The following is a 16,124-nucleotide window of genomic DNA, read 5'->3' as shown; positions in this document are numbered from 1 at the left end:
TGCCCAAACGCGTAGGCGCGTACGCAAGTAGCGCAGGAGGTGAAGACAATGGATATCCAGAAAGATTTGGTGGTGGCGGTTCCCCAGCCAAAGAAAGCAGGTAGAAAGACACTGAGGCGAGGGCGGGTGCGCAGGCCTTTCCGCTGGTTGCGCTACCTGGGCATGCTGGGGCCGGGGCTGGTCGCCGCGAGCGCGGGCAATGACGCGGGCGGCATCTATACTTATAGCAGCATGGGTGCTCAATTCGGCTATTCTATGATCTGGGTCATGGTGGTCCTGACCCTGGGCATGGCTGTTGTGCAGGAGATGTGCACGCGCATGGGGGCGGTCACCGGCAAGGGCCTCTCGGACCTCATTCGCGAGAACTTTCCCCTGCGTCTGACGGCGTTGATCATGCTGGCCTTTCTGCTTGCCAATAGTGGCGTGATCGTCTCTGAATTTATTGGCATCGCCGCTGCGCTCAATCTCTTTCATATTCCAGCCTGGATAAGCGCACCCTGCGCGGGCCTGCTCCTGTGGCTGCTGGTCGTGAAGGGGTCATATGCCCGGGTAGAGAAAGTCTTTCTAGCCCTGACCCTGGTCTTCCTGGCCTACTTCGTGGCCGCGTTTATGGCGCATCCCAATTTGGGACAGGTGCTCCACGGGACGCTGGTTCCCATGGTGCAGTTGAATAGCAGCTATCTCTTGATGCTGGTGACCGCGGTGGGAACCACGATCAGCCCCTATATGCAAATCTACGTCCAGAGCGCGGTAGTGGAGCGCGAAGTCAGTATGCGTGAGTATAACCATGAGCGCGTCGATGTTTATAGTTCTGCCATCTTCTCCAATGTCGTCGCCTCCGTGATCATTATCGCCACTGCCGCGACCCTCTTTGTCAATAGCAAGGGTAAGGGCATCATTCTTATGGATGCCGCCCAGGCCGCCACCGCGCTGGCACCCTTTCTGGGCAACTTCGCGACCAATATCTTCGCCCTGGGTCTGCTGGGCGCCTCCTTCCTCGCGGCAGGCGTGATTCCGCTCTCCACCTGCTACTCTATTACGGAGGCGCTGGGCCTGGAAAATGGGGTCAGCAAGCGCTGGCGCGAGGCGCCCGTGTTCTGGGGACTCTTTACGGCTTTGATTCTCATCAGCGTCGTAATCGCGATGCTTCCCAATCTGCCCGTGGTGCAGATCCTGCTCAACCTCTACCTGCTCAACGGCATGCTGCTGCCGATCATCCTCTTCTCGATCTTGCGCCTGGTTAACGATAAGCGCCTGATGGGGAGGCACACTAATGGCTGGTTCTTCAATATCCTGGCCTATGGCCTGACGATTACCGTTAGCCTACTGAGCATTGCCTATCTCATTGTCCAGGTGCTGAGCCTCTTTGGCATCACCCTGTTTTAAAAGTCATAAACCTGGGTAAGGTTGTGCTGGTCTCAGGTCAGCACAACCTTACCCAGGTTTAGTATTTATGCTTGACCCTTTAACAAATGGTTACGGAAATAAAGACGCGCCTTGATGGTGAATGCCGTCATCATATTCAGCCTTTTTCCTCTTGACTTCAAGTTCACTTGAACCAATATACTCCTTTGGAACCGAGAGAAACGTCATCGGCCAGTTTTTGAGCATCACCTCGTGGTTCGAGGAGAGAGCTTGAAAGATCTCGTCGAACGATGGCAAAGCACGACCGCAATTGTCATCGTTCGATGCATGAGAGGAGAATGATATGGCAGAACCGAACTTTAACGATTGGAATCGGCAGATCATCGAGGAATTTCGCACGCATGGGGGCAAGGTCGGAGGACCGTTTGAGGGTGTGACCTTGCTTTTGCTGACCACCACAGGCGCGAAAAGCGGGCAAAAACGCATCAACCCACTTACGTACCTTCTTGATGGCGAGCGCTTGTTTATCTTCGCCGCCAAAGGTGGCTCGCCGACGAACCCTGACTGGTACCACAACCTGGTCGCCCATCCACAGGTGACCGTCGAGCTTGGCACAGAGCGATTCGAGGCCACGGCAGTGCTTATTGAAGGTGGGGAGCGCGACCAGCTCTATGCCAAGGAGACGCAAGTCCATCCAGGCGCTGCCGAGTACGAGAAGAAGACGACCAGGAAGACCCCTGTCGTGGAGCTTGTTCGCCGCAATAGCTCATAGTAATGCAGTCTGTTCCTGCTCGTTCCAGGTGAAATTCTTGAGCAATCTCTTCTGAGGTGTGTTGAGAACAGCATTTCCCTCTTGACTTTCCAGTTAAGGGGAAAGTGTATGATTGTAACGAAGAGATCGGCACAGACATGGAGGGAGAAGCAGTGTTCAAGATTAGCGAGTTTTCCAGGCTCAGTCAGGTTTCGATGAAAACCCTGCGTTACTATGATCAGATTGGTCTGTTGAAACCAGCCTCTATTGATCCTTTTAACGGCTATCGCTACTACACGACCGAACAGTTATTCCGGCTCAATCGTATCCTTGCCTACAAGGATCTGGGGTTAACATTAGAGCAGATTGCGCAGGCACTTGATGTACAGATTCCACTCGCGGAGGTTCGTGGAATGCTCCGGCTCAAACAGGCTGAAATTCATGCCTTGATCGAGCAAGAATCCACACGCCTTGCTCGTATTGAGGCGCGCCTGCATCTGATTGAGCGCGAGGGAGAGACCCAGTCTGGACACGATGTGGCGCTCAAAAGCATCAAAGCACTGCGAGTAGCTTCATTACCAACGTGTGCTAACCTGTCCTCTTCCCACTTGCCTTTCTTCTTTGAGGAATTGAATCGTTCCTTGTCGCGTTCTGGTCTCTCCGAACCAGCGACGCTTCCCCATATGGTGTTGTGGCAGGATACCGGAGCATGTCGGGATGATCAGGACGACACCTTTGATGTGGAGGTCGCCTGTCCTCTTCCAGAGCAAGTATCGGTGGATGCGCATCTAACTATTCGCACGTTACCAGCTCTTCCACTGGTCGCAAGTCTCATGCATGAATGTCAGCCGCATGGGACGTGTACAGCGCTTCTTGATCTTGGAAGATGGATGGAGCAAAACGGCTATACCATCTCACTTTCGCAGCCGTGCCGTGAGGTGTATTTTGCCAAAGGCGAGAATCAGTTTTATGTTACCGAAGCACAGATCCCTGTTGAGAAAGGATAAATGCCAAATATGGTCTGGACACTCGATACTACTCACTCAGAAGTCACATTTTCGGTCAGGCACATGATGTTCAGCAAAGTTAGCGGAAGCTTCAATGTATTTCGAGCGACACTCGAAATCGATGAAATCCATCCAGAGAAGTCCTGGATAGAGGCCGAGGCTGAAACTGCCAGCATCGACACACGTGACGAGAAGCGTGATGCACACCTACGTTCACCTGATTTCTTTGATACTGAGCAGTATCCACTCCTCACATTCAAGAGCAAACAAGTTGAGTCCAGGGGCGATCGCCGTTACTCTATCCTGGGAGACCTCACGCTGCATGGGGTGACGAAAGAAGTGACGTTTGACGTCGAGTATGGCGGACAGATTCCCAAAGAACACAATCCCTTTGGGGACCGGCGTGCAGGCCTCACAGCCGTCACGACCATCAACCGTAAGGATTTTGGTCTCACTTGGAATTTAGCGTTGGAGACTGGCGGGATTATGGTTGGCGAAGATGTCAGGATCGAGATCAACTTGGAAGCAGTCGCAGAGGACTAAGCAGCTTCCGTCTTCTCACCTGGCGGCGATATGCCGATTGATATCAAATCCGTTTAGGTAGTATCCAAAGAAGGCCACCAATGGAAGGAGGTTCGACCCTGTATTGCTTCAGGATGAGCTTATAACCAACAACAGCGCTCGGCCTGGAGCTGTTCCTGCTCGTCAAGCGAAGTCAAGCCCCGGTTGGCGAGCAGTTTATTTGAGAGGGGCCACAAGCGTTCGGCTGGGTCCAGTTCTGGCGAATGAGATGGCAAGAATAGCAGGTTAGGACGGGAGCCGGGCGACAAATCGATCAAGCTGCTCCATATCGTAGAGCACAGGTCCATGACCGAAGCAGACGAGAGCTGGGCGTAATTGCGCCAGCTTACGAATGGAGCGGCGGTTCTCTTCACGATCCAGCGTAAAGACGGCTGGTGGCTCATACAGGCCAATTTTGCCCGTGATAGGATGGTTATTGCGCAACACGTCTCCTACAATCGCTACCCGGTCGGACTCGCGAAAGTACATCACATGACCAGGGGTATGTCCGGGCGTATGGATAACGCGAAATCCAGCTATTTCGTCACCATCATGTAAGCTCCGTTGGACGGAATACGCTGGCCCGGCGAACCCCAGTTGCATTATTTTTATGGCGGCAGTCCTTGGGAGCATAGGGGTACGTCCCTCCATGCTCGCGATGTCCGCTTCAGGACAGGCAAGGGGGATGTCTCTGGTTGCGCAGATCTGCTTGACGGCTCCCTGATGATCGGGATGGCAATGGGTCAGTGCCACCTGTGAAAGGGGAATGTTTGCCAGTTGTTTGAGTAGACTGGAAGCATCCCAGCGTGTGGCTGCGTCAATGAGCACATCCTCAACGAGATAGACATTGAAGAGGTTGGCTGGAAAACGATTGCTCAACTGCCAGACATGATGAGCGGTCATCTTCATCCCCAGCTCTGTTGTAGAAGCGATGATGGAATCCTTCCGTCGTAGTGAATGGTCGGATAGGTTCATGGTGCTTTTGCATCTCCTTCGAAAAGAAGCCGAAGCTCTTCCACCGCCTGCTCTAAGGGGTGTGTGCTACGCTCGGCTTGACAGAGTAAGAGCGCCCCTTCAATTACAGAGAGCACAAAGAGCGCTCTCGCAGAAGCCCGCGCTGGTTCGCAGCCCGAGGCAATCAGCAAGTGTTCGAGACGTACCTGCCAGTCATGGTAGACAGCACGGCAAGCATGCTGCATAGAATCGCTGGTGGCCGCCATCTCTAATGTGATGGTAGCTAGTGGACAGCCTTTTTGAAAATTAGATGTCTGGAGGCGTTCGCGAAAGAAGGAGGTGAGAAGAGAGAGCGCCATGCCCAAATCCGTGCCTTCCACAATGATGGCATCGAGCTCGTGAGTGAGTGCTTGCCCGGCTGCCGAAACCGCTTCTGCCGCCAACTCTTCTTTTCCCCCAGGAAAGTGATGATAGAGCGAGCCTTTCGGCGTACCGCTCTGATGGAGGATTTGATTCAAGCCTGTCGCATGATAGCCCTGTGCGTCCATCAATTCAACAGTAGTAGCAATGATGCGTGCCCGTGTTCCTTCTGTCTCCAAGAGATCCTCCTGTACCAACTGGTCTAGCTGCTCCTTCTATTGTACCGACCGGTCTAGCAGATGTCAAGCCCCGGATGGTGAAGCGAGCCAGCCCTGTTTTTCTTTATCCATCAATTTTTCTCTCGACTACTTGATCGGTGTCTAGTAGTTTGTCAATCTTCATTGAAAAGGTTTCAAGCCGCCTACGGCGGGAGGGGATTGAGACGCAGAGGGGCTGACGCCCCTCTGCACTCCCCACCTTTCCAATCAATGTTGACAGAGTACTAGGCATGGTGGGAAAGCGACGAGAAGACGTCCAGGTACCCACGAAGCAAGGAAACAAGATCTCCCTGCGCTTCTTGCTCCAGCCATTCCTCAAGAGCCACACGCAGCGCTGCCATGTAGATGGCTACCAGGAAGCGGATCTCCTGGCGGTTTGTAGCCGCTTCCTGGCGGGAGCACAGCGCGTCACAGAGGGCTGGCTCTGCTTTCATCAGGGCATAGATATAGATGGACGCGAGCGAGGGGATCTGCATAACCACGTGATAGAGGGTCAGAAAACTGACCCGCTGCTGCTGATGGAGGAGGGCCAGGTACTCAAAGGTCGCTTGCAGGGCTGCGTGGGGTGATTCCGTTGGCGCAGTGTGCTGTAGAAAGCGGAGACCTTCGCTCTGGATCGCATGCATGGGCTCCAAGAGCACGTCCTCTTTGGAGGCAAAATAGCGAAAAAAGGTGCGCGGTGACATCATCACCACATCAGCAATGTCCTGGATGGAGGTGCGCTCGTAGCCCTTTTGCTGAAAGAGTCGGAGCGCTGCCTCCTCAATGGTGGCTTGAGCCAGACGTTTCTTGCGTTCTCGCAAACTTATTGGCTGCGATTCGTTGTGTGGTGAAGATACCATGACATTCACTCCCTTTTTTCTCCTATTGACTTTTGTCATTGAGTGACATTATAATTCAAAAAGACACATGTGACAACTGAAGACAGTATACTTGCTGTGTCGATGCCTTGAGATGACGATTTTTGAGGGATGTGCCTCAGCGGTTTTCTCACCCCTGAAGCCATGTTCAGATAAGGAGCAAGAAGGTATGCGTTTTGAGCAACAGGTCGCCCTGGTGACCGGTGCCGCCTCTGGCATTGGTCGAGCGCTTGTCCAGCGCCTGGTGACTGAGGGAGCAGCCGTGGTCGCGGTTGACATTGTGGAAGCACCACTGCAAGCCCTGGTCACGGAACTGCGGGACCAGGGAGCAACGATTACCGGGTCTACCGCCAATGTGGCGTCAGAGAGTGACGTGGAAGCCATGCTGAACACCGCCACGTCCACCTTTGGGCGGCTCGATATCCTCTGCAATAATGCCGGGATTATGGACCTCATGACCCCTGCTGCCGAGGTCTCCCTGGACCTATGGGAGCGGGTTCTGGCCGTCAACCTGAATGGTCCCTTTCTGGCCTGCCGGAGAGCGATCCCTCTATTTCTCGAACAGGGTGGAGGCAGTATCGTCAATACCGCCTCGGAAGCAGGCTTACGTGGCGGAGCTGCTGGCACCTCCTACACCGTTGCCAAGCACGGAGTGGTGGGACTGACCAGGAGTATTGCCTTCCACTATGGAGAACGCGGTATTCGCTGCAATGCGGTCTGTCCTGGTGCCGTGGCGACCGCCATCGGTATCGGAAATGGTGTCCCAAGTGAAGCCGGTCTTGGTAGAGTGATGCCGTTTCTCAAGGCCAGCTCTCCCTCGCGGGTTTCTACCCCTGAAGAGCTCGCCGCCGCTATTGCCTTTCTGGCATCCAAAGATGCCAGTTTTATCAATGGCGCAATTCTCCCCGTTGATGGCGGCTGGTTCGCCGCCTGACCTCCCCATTTCTTGATCGCAGCCCGTTTGCTGTTCTTTCCACTGAAGGAAATCTTTCTGTGAAAGAAGCGCAATAGCAAAGGAAACAGGAAATGAGGAATCTCAACAGGATCGTGATTATCGGTGCGGGCGCCGCCGGGCTCACCACCGCAGAAACGTTACGGCGGCTCGGATTTCAGGGAACGATCATGATGGTGCATGCGGAGCACACTCTTCCGTATGATCGCCCCCCTTTATCCAAACAGGTGCTTGCTGGCACCTGGGCACCTGAGAAGGTGCATTTACGTTCACCAGTCGCGCTGGAGAAACTGGCGCTTGATTGGTTTCATGGCGTTGAGGCAACCCATCTGGATGTCGCAGAGCACTGCGTCGCCCTCTCTGATGGTCAGCGCCTGGAGTTTGATGCAGCGGTCATCGCAATGGGTCTGACGCCACGTTTCCTCTCCTCAGGGCATGATCTGCAAGGAGTCTTTGTCCTGAGGACCCTGGAGCAGACGCTCGCCTTGCGCCAGGCGCTCGTAGCAGGGACACGCCTCGTTGTTGTTGGTGGCGGCTTTCTGGGATTAGAAGCTGCGGCGACGGCACACCAGTTGGGCCTGGAGGTCGATGTGGTCGAGCCATTGCCTGTCTGCCTGGAGGGACCTCTCGGGAGAGCGATTGGTGAGCGGGTGATGCACTTACAAACAGCCCATGGGGTGCGTTTGCATAATGGTATTGGGGTGCGTCGCCTGATCGGCGACCAGGAGCAAGGGCATGGAGGCGCAGTCAGAGAGGTTGTGTTGGAGGATGGTTCGACGCTGCCAGCGGACGTAGTGCTGGTCGCGGTCGGGGCACAGCCCAATGTGAGCTGGCTTGAAGGAAGCGGCCTGACGCTGCAGAACGGCATTGTGTGCGACGCCTTCTGTCAAGCTGCTCCAGACATTTATGCCGCTGGAGATGTGGCCAACTGGTATCATCCGTACCTGCAGCGGCAGGTGCGCCTGGAACATCGGATGAATGCCACCGAACAGGGCCAGGCCGTCGCGAGAAACATTCTTGGCGAGCGGCAGCCTTTCGCGCCCGTGCCTTTCTTCTGGAGTGACCAATTTGACGTGAAGATCCAGATGTATGGAATCGCCTCCCGTGGCGCAGAACTGCGGATCGTTGAAGGGGCGCTGCACGAGGATCGTTTTGTCGCGGCCTATTATGAAGAAGGCCAACGCCTCGTCGCGGTTCTGGGCTGGAATAGCCCGAAGCAACTCCTGCCCTATCGACAACAGTTGTTGGCAGCATATACACCATCCCAGGAAACCAAGGCTTCTGGTGTTCTCTAGTGTAAGGAAAAGAGGGGAGTGCAGTGGAGCGTCAGCCCCTCTGCGTCCCATTCCTCGTAAAAAGGAAATACAAAGATGAAAGTAACAGCATTGACCAATCGATGTATTGCCAGTGGGGCCTGTGTCCTGGCCGCGAGCCAGGTATTTACCCAGCGCGAGAGCGATGGCGTCGTGGAACTGCTCCAGGAACGTCCTTCCCTGGATCAACTAAAGAAGGTGCAGCAGGCGGTCGCGGCGTGCCCTTCCCAGGTCTTTGTCGTGGAGGAGGAAGAGGACCTCTCCGAACTCACCCTGACCACAAACGATGAGGATATGTAGTGTCGGATGAGCGGAGCACGTTTGTTCTCGCACGCTTTCTTTTCTTGTCGAGAACACCCGAAAACGTCAACCTGCGAGCTGTCTGCGGCTGCTAGTAACTTCTGATCCGAAAACCCTGAGCGCGCTTGTCCCCGAATGGGGGAAGCGCTAGTCACGCCAGTGACGTTGGGTTTCGGAATAAGATCTAAGTACAGATTGGAAGAAACAGATGAGCAAAGAGCAATTGACACCCACCAATGAAGCCAGTCAAGAAGAGCTTCCCACGTATCCGTTTCCATTTGCCGATCATAGCCTACAACTTTCCGAGGAGTATGATCGGCAGCGGCAAAAGTGCCCAGTCGCCCGGGTTCATATGCCCTATGGGGGCGATGCGTTGATGCCCACCCGTTACGAGGAAATTGCGCAAGCCTTCGCCGACCCGAAATGCGGCGCGATCCGGACTTCAGATGGAGATGTTCCCCGGCTGGAAGCAGGCCACGTCACCGGGGTGGAGGATTCAGCGGCAGCGTCGATTTTTGCCGTCTCCGATGCGCGTCATAACAAACTGCGCCGCGTGATCGGCCCTGCCTTTACGGTTCCGGCGGCCAACAAGCTGCGTTCACGGGTGGCCGAGGTCACTCATGCGCTGGTGGATGCTATGGAGCGTAAAGGCCCACCTGCGGATCTGTTTGAGGACTATGCGATCCAGGTTCCGATGACGGTGCTGTGTGAAATGCTGGGGATTCCTCGGGAAGAGGAACACCTCTACCGCGAATCCGCACGGATGCTGGTTTCGACGACGGCAAGCGCACAAGAAAAACGAGCGCAGGGCATGAAACTGATGCAGCATCTCACGCCCATTATCCAAGAGGCGCAAACGAATCCGCGAGACAACATCCTTGGTCTGCTGGTCCGGGCCCGAGAGAAAGGGGACGAGGTGATGACGGAGACCGAAATGTATGGTTTTGCCATGGCAGTGATTGGGGCTGGCTTTGAAACGGTCAGCACGACCTTCACGAATTCGGCTTTCATTCTCCTGCAACAACCTGAACTGGTGGCACAGTTACGGACCCACCTTGAGCAGCCCGATCAGTTGGCCAGGGCGATCGAAGAGATCTTGCGTATCACTCCGATCGGACATGGCAGGCCACGCATCACCCGAGAGCCCGTCCAACTGGGTGAGACCACGATCCCTGCCGGGGAAGTGGTCTTCCTTGCAACGCATGCGGCCAACTACGATTCATCCGTGTTTCCCGACGCCCGCGAGATTCGTTTTGATCGAGACCTGCAGCCCATTCTGAGCTTTGGGCGCGGCATTCACGCTTGCCTGGGACAGCAGATCGCCCGCATGGAATTGCAGATTCTCTGGCAGACGCTACTTACCCGGCTCCCAAGCGTCCGCCTGGCCGTTGCGCCCTCGGAGGTTCCCTGGCGTGCGGATGAGGCGCTGACGTTTGGTCCTGAGCATCTGCCCGTAAGCTGGTAAGTCTCACGGACCCTTCCTGCCATGCAGAAACATCGTGTTGCTGCGTGGCAGGAGGCGTTGAGAAAGAAGCGTACGAACGAAAGGAAGATCGTTATGAATATCTCGGATCAGACCACACCAGGGGAAGCCGCATTCAATCCATTTAGCGGTGATAGCGCTGCACTGGTTGAGAACCCCTTTGCGTTGTTCGAGCTGCTGCGGTCAATGGGCGCCGTTGTACCTATACCGTTCCCCCTCCCGGGAATGGACCGCCAAGCCTGGGCGATCACGCGCATGGAAGAGGTGGTACAGGTCCTCAAAGATCATGCGCACTTTACCGTGGACCCCAGCTCCATCGGGGTTAACAGTCTTTTGGGGCGCAACACCGCCGAGACCTCCGACACGCCTACCTTCTTCACCTCCAAAACGATGCTCTCGGTCGATGAGCCCGATCATCGACGCTTACGCCTGCTGGTGTCCAAAGCCTTCACGCCCAGATATATAGAAAGCTTACGCCCCCGCGTGCAGGAGATAGCCGACGAATTGCTCGACCGCGTGCAAGATCAGGGTCAGATGGATCTCATCAAGGACTACGCCTATCCCTTGCCTATCAATGTCATTTCTGAGATGCTCGGAGTTCCTCACGCCGATCGGGCCCAGATCCGTGTCTGGTCGGAGGCGCTGGCGCGAGGTTTGGGTATTGGAAAGCGCGATCCGGAAGTCACAACTCACATGCGCGCATTTGGAGAATACGTCACGCGCCTGGTGGCCGACAAACGCCTGCAACCAGCGGATGACTTGATCAGCCATTTGATCGTCATCGAAGAGGAAGGGGATCGGCTCAGCGAGACGGAAATGATCTCGATGCTTACGCTGTTGATCTTTGCCGGCCATGAGACGACCTCGAACCTGATCGGCACCGGCACCTTGATGTTGCTAGATCATCCCGATCAGCTTGAGAGGCTCAAATCCGACCTCAGCCTGGTTCCTGCGGCGGTCGAAGAACTGCTGCGCTACAGCGGGCCAGCCAACATCGCAGGACCGCGCTTTGCCACCGAAGATATTGAGCTCGGCGGGCAGCAGATCAAGAAAGGCGATCTCATCATTCCCTTCCTGGGTTCTGCGAATCACGATGAGAGCCAGTTTACGCAGCCAGACGAGCTGGACATTGCGCGCACGATCAGTCGGCATCTTGCCTTTGGACAGGGCATCCATACCTGTTTGGGGGCACCGCTGGCCCGTATAGAAGGAGACATTGCCTTTACCACCCTGCTCAAGCGCATGCCCAACCTGCGGTTCAGCGTCCCCCGTGAGAGCGTCGCCTGGCACTACGCTCTGGTCTCACGGAGCGTGGCCTCCCTGCCCGTCGCTTTTTAGCTGAGAGAAAGATCTACTGGTATCGTGCGGAGGGCAGACACGATGGCGTGGCTGCTCTTTTCTCCCGGTTGGTATAAAATGAGTAGGAAAGGACCACGTGTATGACGATCCTCAGCCGTCTTATGAGCAGAATGGCTCACCTGCCACCAGCCGAAACCTATGATGTCCTGGTCGAGCACGATCTGAAGGTGCCCATGCCAGACGGCGTGGTGTTGCTGGCGGATCGCTACGCGCCGCGCGGGGCCGAGAACCTCCCGCTGCTTCTGGTTCGCAGCCCCTATGGGCGGCGCGGGATCTTTGGCACGGCATATGGCCAGCTGTTCGTCGAGCGTGGCTTCCAAGTGGTGATGCAGAGCATACGCGGCACGTTCGGTTCGGGCGGAACACTTAGCCCGTTCGACGAGCACGATGACGGCCTGACCACCGTAGCCTGGCTCAAACAGCAGTCCTGGTATCCCGGTTCATTCCTGACCACTGGGGGGAGTTATCTGGGCTTCGTGCAATGGGCCATCGCACGCGATGCCGGTTCGGATTTGAAGGGCATGGCCATCCAGGAAAGTGCTTCGGAGTTTCGCAGCCAGACCTATACCGGGGGAGCCTATGCCCTGGATACCACGCTCTCCTGGACCGACCTGGTCATGCATCAGGAGCACATGAACCTGCTCGGGTCACTCTTGTTTCCAGCAAGCCGCCGGTTACAACAGCTTTTCCAGCGCCTCCCCCTGCGTGACCTTGATAAGCTTGCTGAAGGCAAGCATGTGGCGTTTTTCAGGAATGGCTTGCACACAACGAGCCGGGCGATCCGTACTGGGAAGGGCGTTGTTTTGATCAAACCGTTCAGGATATCTCGGTGCCCGTGCATATGATGGCTGGCTGGTACGATATCTTTCTGCCCTGGCAACTGCGCGACTATCGCACCCTGCGCGAGCACGGCCAGCGTCCGTTCCTGACCATCGGCCCCTGGTCGCATACCTCGCCCGAACTCAGCCTCTTCTCGCATGCTGAGGTTATTCCCTGGTTGCGGGCCGTGGTCCGTGGAGAGGTCGAGCAATACCGGCCAGCGCCTGTGCGCGTCTTTGTCACCGGTGTGAACGAATGGCGAGAGCTTTCTGACTGGCCCCCACCAGGCGCGAGAGCGCAGCGCTTCCATCTCCAGCCTGTGCGCGGATTGGCTCCTGATCTGCCAGTTGCCTCGGAACCCGATCACTATCGCTACGATCCCGCCGATCCGACCCCCTCCGTGGCTGGCCCACTGCTCATGGGCAAAGCACAACCGACCGATAATCGTGCTTTGGAGACCCGTGCGGACGTGCTGACCTACACCTCCACACTGCTGGAGCAGGATCTGGAAGTCATTGGACCCGTGCAGGCCGATCTGTTCGTGCAATCCAGCCAGGAACATACCGACTTCTTTGTTCGCCTCTGCGACGTAGATCAGAAGGGTATATCGATCAACGTCTGCGATGCCCTGTTGCGTGTCACCCCGGGCAACCCGGCGCGGAGTCCAGATGGGACACTGCACCTGACCTTTGATCTCTGGCCGACCGCCCATCGCTTCCGCGCCGGTCATCGCTTGCGTGTGCAAGTATCGAGCGGTGCGCACCCACGCTACGCCCGCAACCCTGGAAGCGGCGAACCATTGGGCACCGCAACTAAGTTGCTGGTTGCCAACCAGTCGATCTATCACGATCCCAACCATCCCTCAGCTCTCATCCTCTCCGTTATCTCTTAAGAGAGCCCGGAGCAAAGGAGCGATGGAAAGCGCTTCCCTGGCCCATGCACAGTGGTGCGAATAAACGTTGCTGTAGCATAGGTGCCCGATTTATCGCGCGTAAGGCGATTTATCGCCTGAGTACAGGGCCGGGACCAAGTATATGGTCTTGCATCGCTTCACTGACCCACGGGTTGCGCAACGAATTACGTTTCATCAATAGACCCCGAAAAGGATCTCTTGACATTCTTCCTTCTCTGCTCTATACTTACGTTGTAAGCTTACAACGTAAGTATAGAGCAGAGAAGGAAGAACATGGCGAAATCTGGTGAGCCACTTACACGACAACGAGTGTTGGAAGCAGCCCTGCGCTTGATTGATCAAGAGGGCCTGGAAGGCTTTAGTATGCGCAAGCTTGGAGCATCGCTCGGGGTTGAGGCGATGTCACTCTACAATCATGTTGAGAGTAAGCGAGCCGTCTTTGATGGGGTGATCGAACTGCTCATTGTTCAGGCTCCATTACCTGTGCATCCTAATGCCACGCCACGTGAGGAATTATGGACAACTGCTCACGCCTTTCGGGACGTTCTTCGCGCTCATCCACGCGTGCTTCCGCTCGTCGCAACTAGTCCGCTGCGCACATCAGCCTCTCTCGTGATGTTAGACCGTCTTCTTGAAACATTTCATCAGGCACAGATCACCGGCGTTCAGTCTATCTATGCGCTCCAGTGCCTGGTTGGTTTTATTGTTGGACACACATTGATCGGCACAGGAACGCAAGCGGTCGAGGGTCTGGAGCCAGGGCCAAATGGTCCTATGGTCTGGCAACGCTTTCCGGCAGAACAATATCCCAGGCTCCACACGTTGTTGCCCGAGATTGTCCAGTGGAATGCTGATCAGGAGTTTGACTTTGGATTACAGGCGCTCTTCCAAGGTCTCTTTGGGTAAGAGAAAGGTCCACACGATATCATGAGCATAAAGGAAAAACACTACAAGATATCAAACGGAGAGGTACAACTCGCGGTCAGCGAGACAGGACAGGGACAAACGCTTCTGTTCTTCAACGGAGGGGGAGCAACACAAGTGAGTTGGAAGCGACTCATCCACGAACTTCGTGAACCATATCGGTTTGTCACCTTCGATTTTCGCAATCATGGCAAAACAACGCGCTCGTCTGATGTCTCTTTCAAGGGCTTCTTGAGCGATGCCGAGGTCATCATGGACCAGGTTGCTGGCGATCGACCGCTTGTGGTTGGCTGGTCCCTAGGGGCCGATCTGGCTGTCTGGTATGCGGCAGCTCATCCAGGAAGAGTGGCAGGGCTGTTTCTCATTGACGGTGCTGTCCCGGTCAATCTTGTGGCTGATCCTGAGGATATCAAGCGCCGCCTCGATACGCCCGCAATGAAGTTTGGGCCGCTCCTCCTGTCTCTGGTTGGCATGGGGTATCGACTCACACCTTCCGAGTATGCAGCCTTGACCATTGAGGTGAATACGCACCGCGAACAGCTCCTTTCGGCCTACGACCAGCTTGATTGTCCTGTCGAACTGGTCCTGGCAACGAAATCTGCTGGGGAGAAGGGAGCACGTGCTGAGCGCAACAATGCGCTGTGGCGGGCTGGCGGTGAACAACTCGCGCGCCTGTACCCAGCATATTCTCTCCAGTGGGTGGACAACACCCACCTCCTTCCGTTCAAAGAACCAACAACGCTCGCACGATCTCTCGACTCGTTTGCCCAACGCATTTGGCAAGACTAGAGTCGGATGGATCATAAGCGGCTTGGAGAGCAGCTTGCAGTCGATGCGCCTTTTAGGGTGGGGCAGGATTAGCGTCTATTCTAGTGTAGGTGGTTTATCGGTGGGCATATCTCTGAGGAGTTGTTGAGATGCTTTATGTTGTGCTTTTACTTTGTGTGCTCTGCCTGGGTGGCTTGCTCATTTCGCGCCGCGCCAGCGGTGGGCGGTCAGTCCAACGCAATACCGCACCCCGTAGCAATAGCCGAGACAGGCCGGTTTCTCATCCCGCGCGGCGCGTAACCTCCTCGCATGATAGGCCAAGAGACGCAGGCTCTCAGAGGGCGGCGCTTCCTGGGCTGGTGCGTGCTCTTGAGAAGCCGCACGCGCGTGTGGTCGCTCAGCTTACGCTGCCACCGCTCTGGCTGATCTCGCTGGTGCGCCAGCGCGCTATACAGCGTTACCAGGAGGAGATTGGCGTATCACCGGGAGAGGCCGAATGGGCAATACTAGAACTCGAAAGCAGTATTGAACGTTATATGGAAAGCACTATGCGCGCCAGTAATTCTCAAGGCGCATTCAGCGATGATATCACGCTCTCCGAGGTCGACCCTGTGGTTACACTTCTGTTGCTCCAGGCGGGATCTATTGGCGACGCCGTTGCCTACTTTAGTGCTGGCAGCGGCGCGTCACATGTGGAGGCGCTGGAGGCCATTGCCCACCTGCGCAAAGAAGTAGCAGGCGAGCAGGTAGACTGGCTCTATCAGCCACGCACGCCCGACACAGCGGTGATGCGCTTCCTCTTGAGCCGTGGGCAAATGCTCGTCGCGGCGCGCTACTACAATGACTGCATCGGCGCCTGGTACCCCATCTCATAGTTGCTCTGTGGCTGCTCGTCCCAGGATGCGGTCTCCTTGGGATGAGGGAGGTCATCTCGCGAAGGCTTGCCCCTGCTGGTCCCACGCTGCTGCTCCAGTTGTAATTGCAGGCGCAGCTCCTCATTGCGCAACTCCTGCATGCGTTGGCGTGCTCGCAGACTCACTTTGTATACTTCCAATAAAATACCGAACACAACACTCACAATTGTGATCATAAAAATCATGAGCGCAATCGATAAAAACAGATTTTGCGCCATGAAGGTCATAAAGTTCATATGCATC

Annotated in this window: 16 protein-coding genes and 2 pseudogenes; 13 read left to right on the top strand and 5 right to left on the bottom strand. The window is 55.7% G+C overall.

Features of this window, described 5'->3' with window-relative positions:
• The first annotated feature begins 48 nt into the window (after positions 1-48).
• The 4 genes from JMJ04_RS26830 (at position 49) to JMJ04_RS26815 (ending at position 3,666) form a co-directional block, all read left to right on the top strand.
• Positions 49-1,386: an Nramp family divalent metal transporter gene (locus tag JMJ04_RS26830; protein ID WP_201373489.1), complete on the top strand. Its 1,338-nt coding sequence runs from the start codon at positions 49-51 to the stop codon at positions 1,384-1,386.
• 322 nt (positions 1,387-1,708) lie between these two features.
• Positions 1,709-2,137 carry a nitroreductase/quinone reductase family protein gene (locus JMJ04_RS26825; RefSeq protein WP_201373488.1) on the top strand — a complete coding sequence of 143 codons (429 nt, stop codon included), beginning with the start codon at positions 1,709-1,711 and terminating at the stop codon, positions 2,135-2,137.
• Between the two features lie 137 nt (positions 2,138-2,274).
• Positions 2,275-3,123: a MerR family transcriptional regulator gene (locus tag JMJ04_RS26820; protein ID WP_201373487.1), complete on the top strand. Its 849-nt coding sequence runs from the start codon at positions 2,275-2,277 to the stop codon at positions 3,121-3,123.
• 9 nt (positions 3,124-3,132) lie between these two features.
• The gene (locus tag JMJ04_RS26815) at positions 3,133-3,666 is read left to right on the top strand and encodes a YceI family protein (protein WP_201373486.1); all 534 of its coding nucleotides are present in this window, start codon (positions 3,133-3,135) and stop codon (positions 3,664-3,666) included.
• 119 nt (positions 3,667-3,785) lie between these two features.
• Here JMJ04_RS26815 and JMJ04_RS26810 read toward each other — a convergent pair.
• The 4 genes and pseudogenes from JMJ04_RS26810 to JMJ04_RS26795 form a co-directional block, all read right to left on the bottom strand.
• Positions 3,786-3,932 (bottom strand): annotated as a pseudogene (locus tag JMJ04_RS26810) (IS630 family transposase); the annotation flags it as partial.
• Positions 3,931-4,587 (bottom strand): MBL fold metallo-hydrolase, encoded by a 657-nt coding sequence (locus JMJ04_RS26805; RefSeq protein ID WP_236038613.1) that lies wholly within the window; start codon positions 4,585-4,587, stop codon positions 3,931-3,933. The gene JMJ04_RS26805 and the pseudogene JMJ04_RS26810, both read right to left, overlap by 2 nt.
• Positions 4,588-4,655: 68 nt before the next feature.
• Entirely contained in the window at positions 4,656-5,237 is a 582-nt protein-coding gene (locus tag JMJ04_RS26800) for a TetR/AcrR family transcriptional regulator (RefSeq protein WP_201373483.1), read from the bottom strand.
• Between the two features lie 263 nt (positions 5,238-5,500).
• A complete protein-coding gene (locus JMJ04_RS26795) occupies positions 5,501-6,118 on the bottom strand; it encodes a TetR/AcrR family transcriptional regulator (protein WP_201373482.1) in 618 nt (205 codons plus the stop codon).
• 187 nt (positions 6,119-6,305) lie between these two features.
• On the opposite strand from JMJ04_RS26795, the gene JMJ04_RS26790 reads away from it, so the two are divergent.
• The 9 genes and pseudogenes from JMJ04_RS26790 to JMJ04_RS26745 all read left to right on the top strand — a co-directional run bounded on the left by JMJ04_RS26790 (position 6,306) and on the right by JMJ04_RS26745 (position 15,842).
• The gene (locus JMJ04_RS26790) at positions 6,306-7,070 is read left to right on the top strand and encodes an SDR family NAD(P)-dependent oxidoreductase (RefSeq protein ID WP_201373481.1); all 765 of its coding nucleotides are present in this window, start codon (positions 6,306-6,308) and stop codon (positions 7,068-7,070) included.
• Between the two features lie 92 nt (positions 7,071-7,162).
• Complete coding sequence (locus tag JMJ04_RS26785; protein ID WP_201373480.1) at positions 7,163-8,383, top strand: NAD(P)/FAD-dependent oxidoreductase; 1,221 nt, start codon at positions 7,163-7,165, stop codon at positions 8,381-8,383.
• A gap of 75 nt (positions 8,384-8,458) precedes the next feature.
• Positions 8,459-8,701, top strand: a complete 243-nt coding sequence (locus tag JMJ04_RS26780; RefSeq protein WP_201373479.1) for a ferredoxin — start codon at positions 8,459-8,461, stop codon at positions 8,699-8,701.
• A gap of 223 nt (positions 8,702-8,924) precedes the next feature.
• Positions 8,925-10,166 (top strand): cytochrome P450, encoded by a 1,242-nt coding sequence (locus tag JMJ04_RS26775; protein ID WP_236038413.1) that lies wholly within the window; start codon positions 8,925-8,927, stop codon positions 10,164-10,166.
• A 93-nt stretch (positions 10,167-10,259) separates the two neighbouring features.
• Positions 10,260-11,522 (top strand): cytochrome P450 family protein, encoded by a 1,263-nt coding sequence (locus JMJ04_RS26770; protein ID WP_201373477.1) that lies wholly within the window; start codon positions 10,260-10,262, stop codon positions 11,520-11,522.
• Between the two features lie 101 nt (positions 11,523-11,623).
• Positions 11,624-13,254 (top strand): annotated as a pseudogene (locus tag JMJ04_RS48895) (CocE/NonD family hydrolase).
• Positions 13,255-13,548: 294 nt separating this feature from the next.
• Positions 13,549-14,181, top strand: a complete 633-nt coding sequence (locus JMJ04_RS26755; RefSeq protein WP_201373475.1) for a TetR/AcrR family transcriptional regulator — start codon at positions 13,549-13,551, stop codon at positions 14,179-14,181.
• A 21-nt stretch (positions 14,182-14,202) separates the two neighbouring features.
• Positions 14,203-14,988, top strand: coding sequence for an alpha/beta fold hydrolase (locus JMJ04_RS26750; protein ID WP_201373474.1), 786 nt, complete (start codon positions 14,203-14,205; stop codon positions 14,986-14,988).
• Positions 14,989-15,116: 128 nt separating this feature from the next.
• Complete coding sequence (locus tag JMJ04_RS26745) at positions 15,117-15,842, top strand: hypothetical protein (protein WP_201373473.1); 726 nt, start codon at positions 15,117-15,119, stop codon at positions 15,840-15,842.
• Here JMJ04_RS26745 and JMJ04_RS26740 read toward each other — a convergent pair.
• Positions 15,803-16,117, bottom strand: coding sequence for a hypothetical protein (locus tag JMJ04_RS26740; protein WP_201373472.1), 315 nt, complete (start codon positions 16,115-16,117; stop codon positions 15,803-15,805). The genes JMJ04_RS26745 and JMJ04_RS26740 overlap by 40 nt on opposite strands.
• Between the last annotated feature and the right edge of the window lie 7 nt (positions 16,118-16,124).

This window comes from Ktedonobacter robiniae (assembly GCF_016587375.1).
In the GTDB taxonomy this organism is placed as follows: Bacteria; Chloroflexota; Ktedonobacteria; order Ktedonobacterales; family Ktedonobacteraceae; genus Ktedonobacter; species Ktedonobacter robiniae.
Note: the sequence above shows the minus strand (reverse complement) of the source record. Positions and strands in the feature narration are given on the sequence as shown.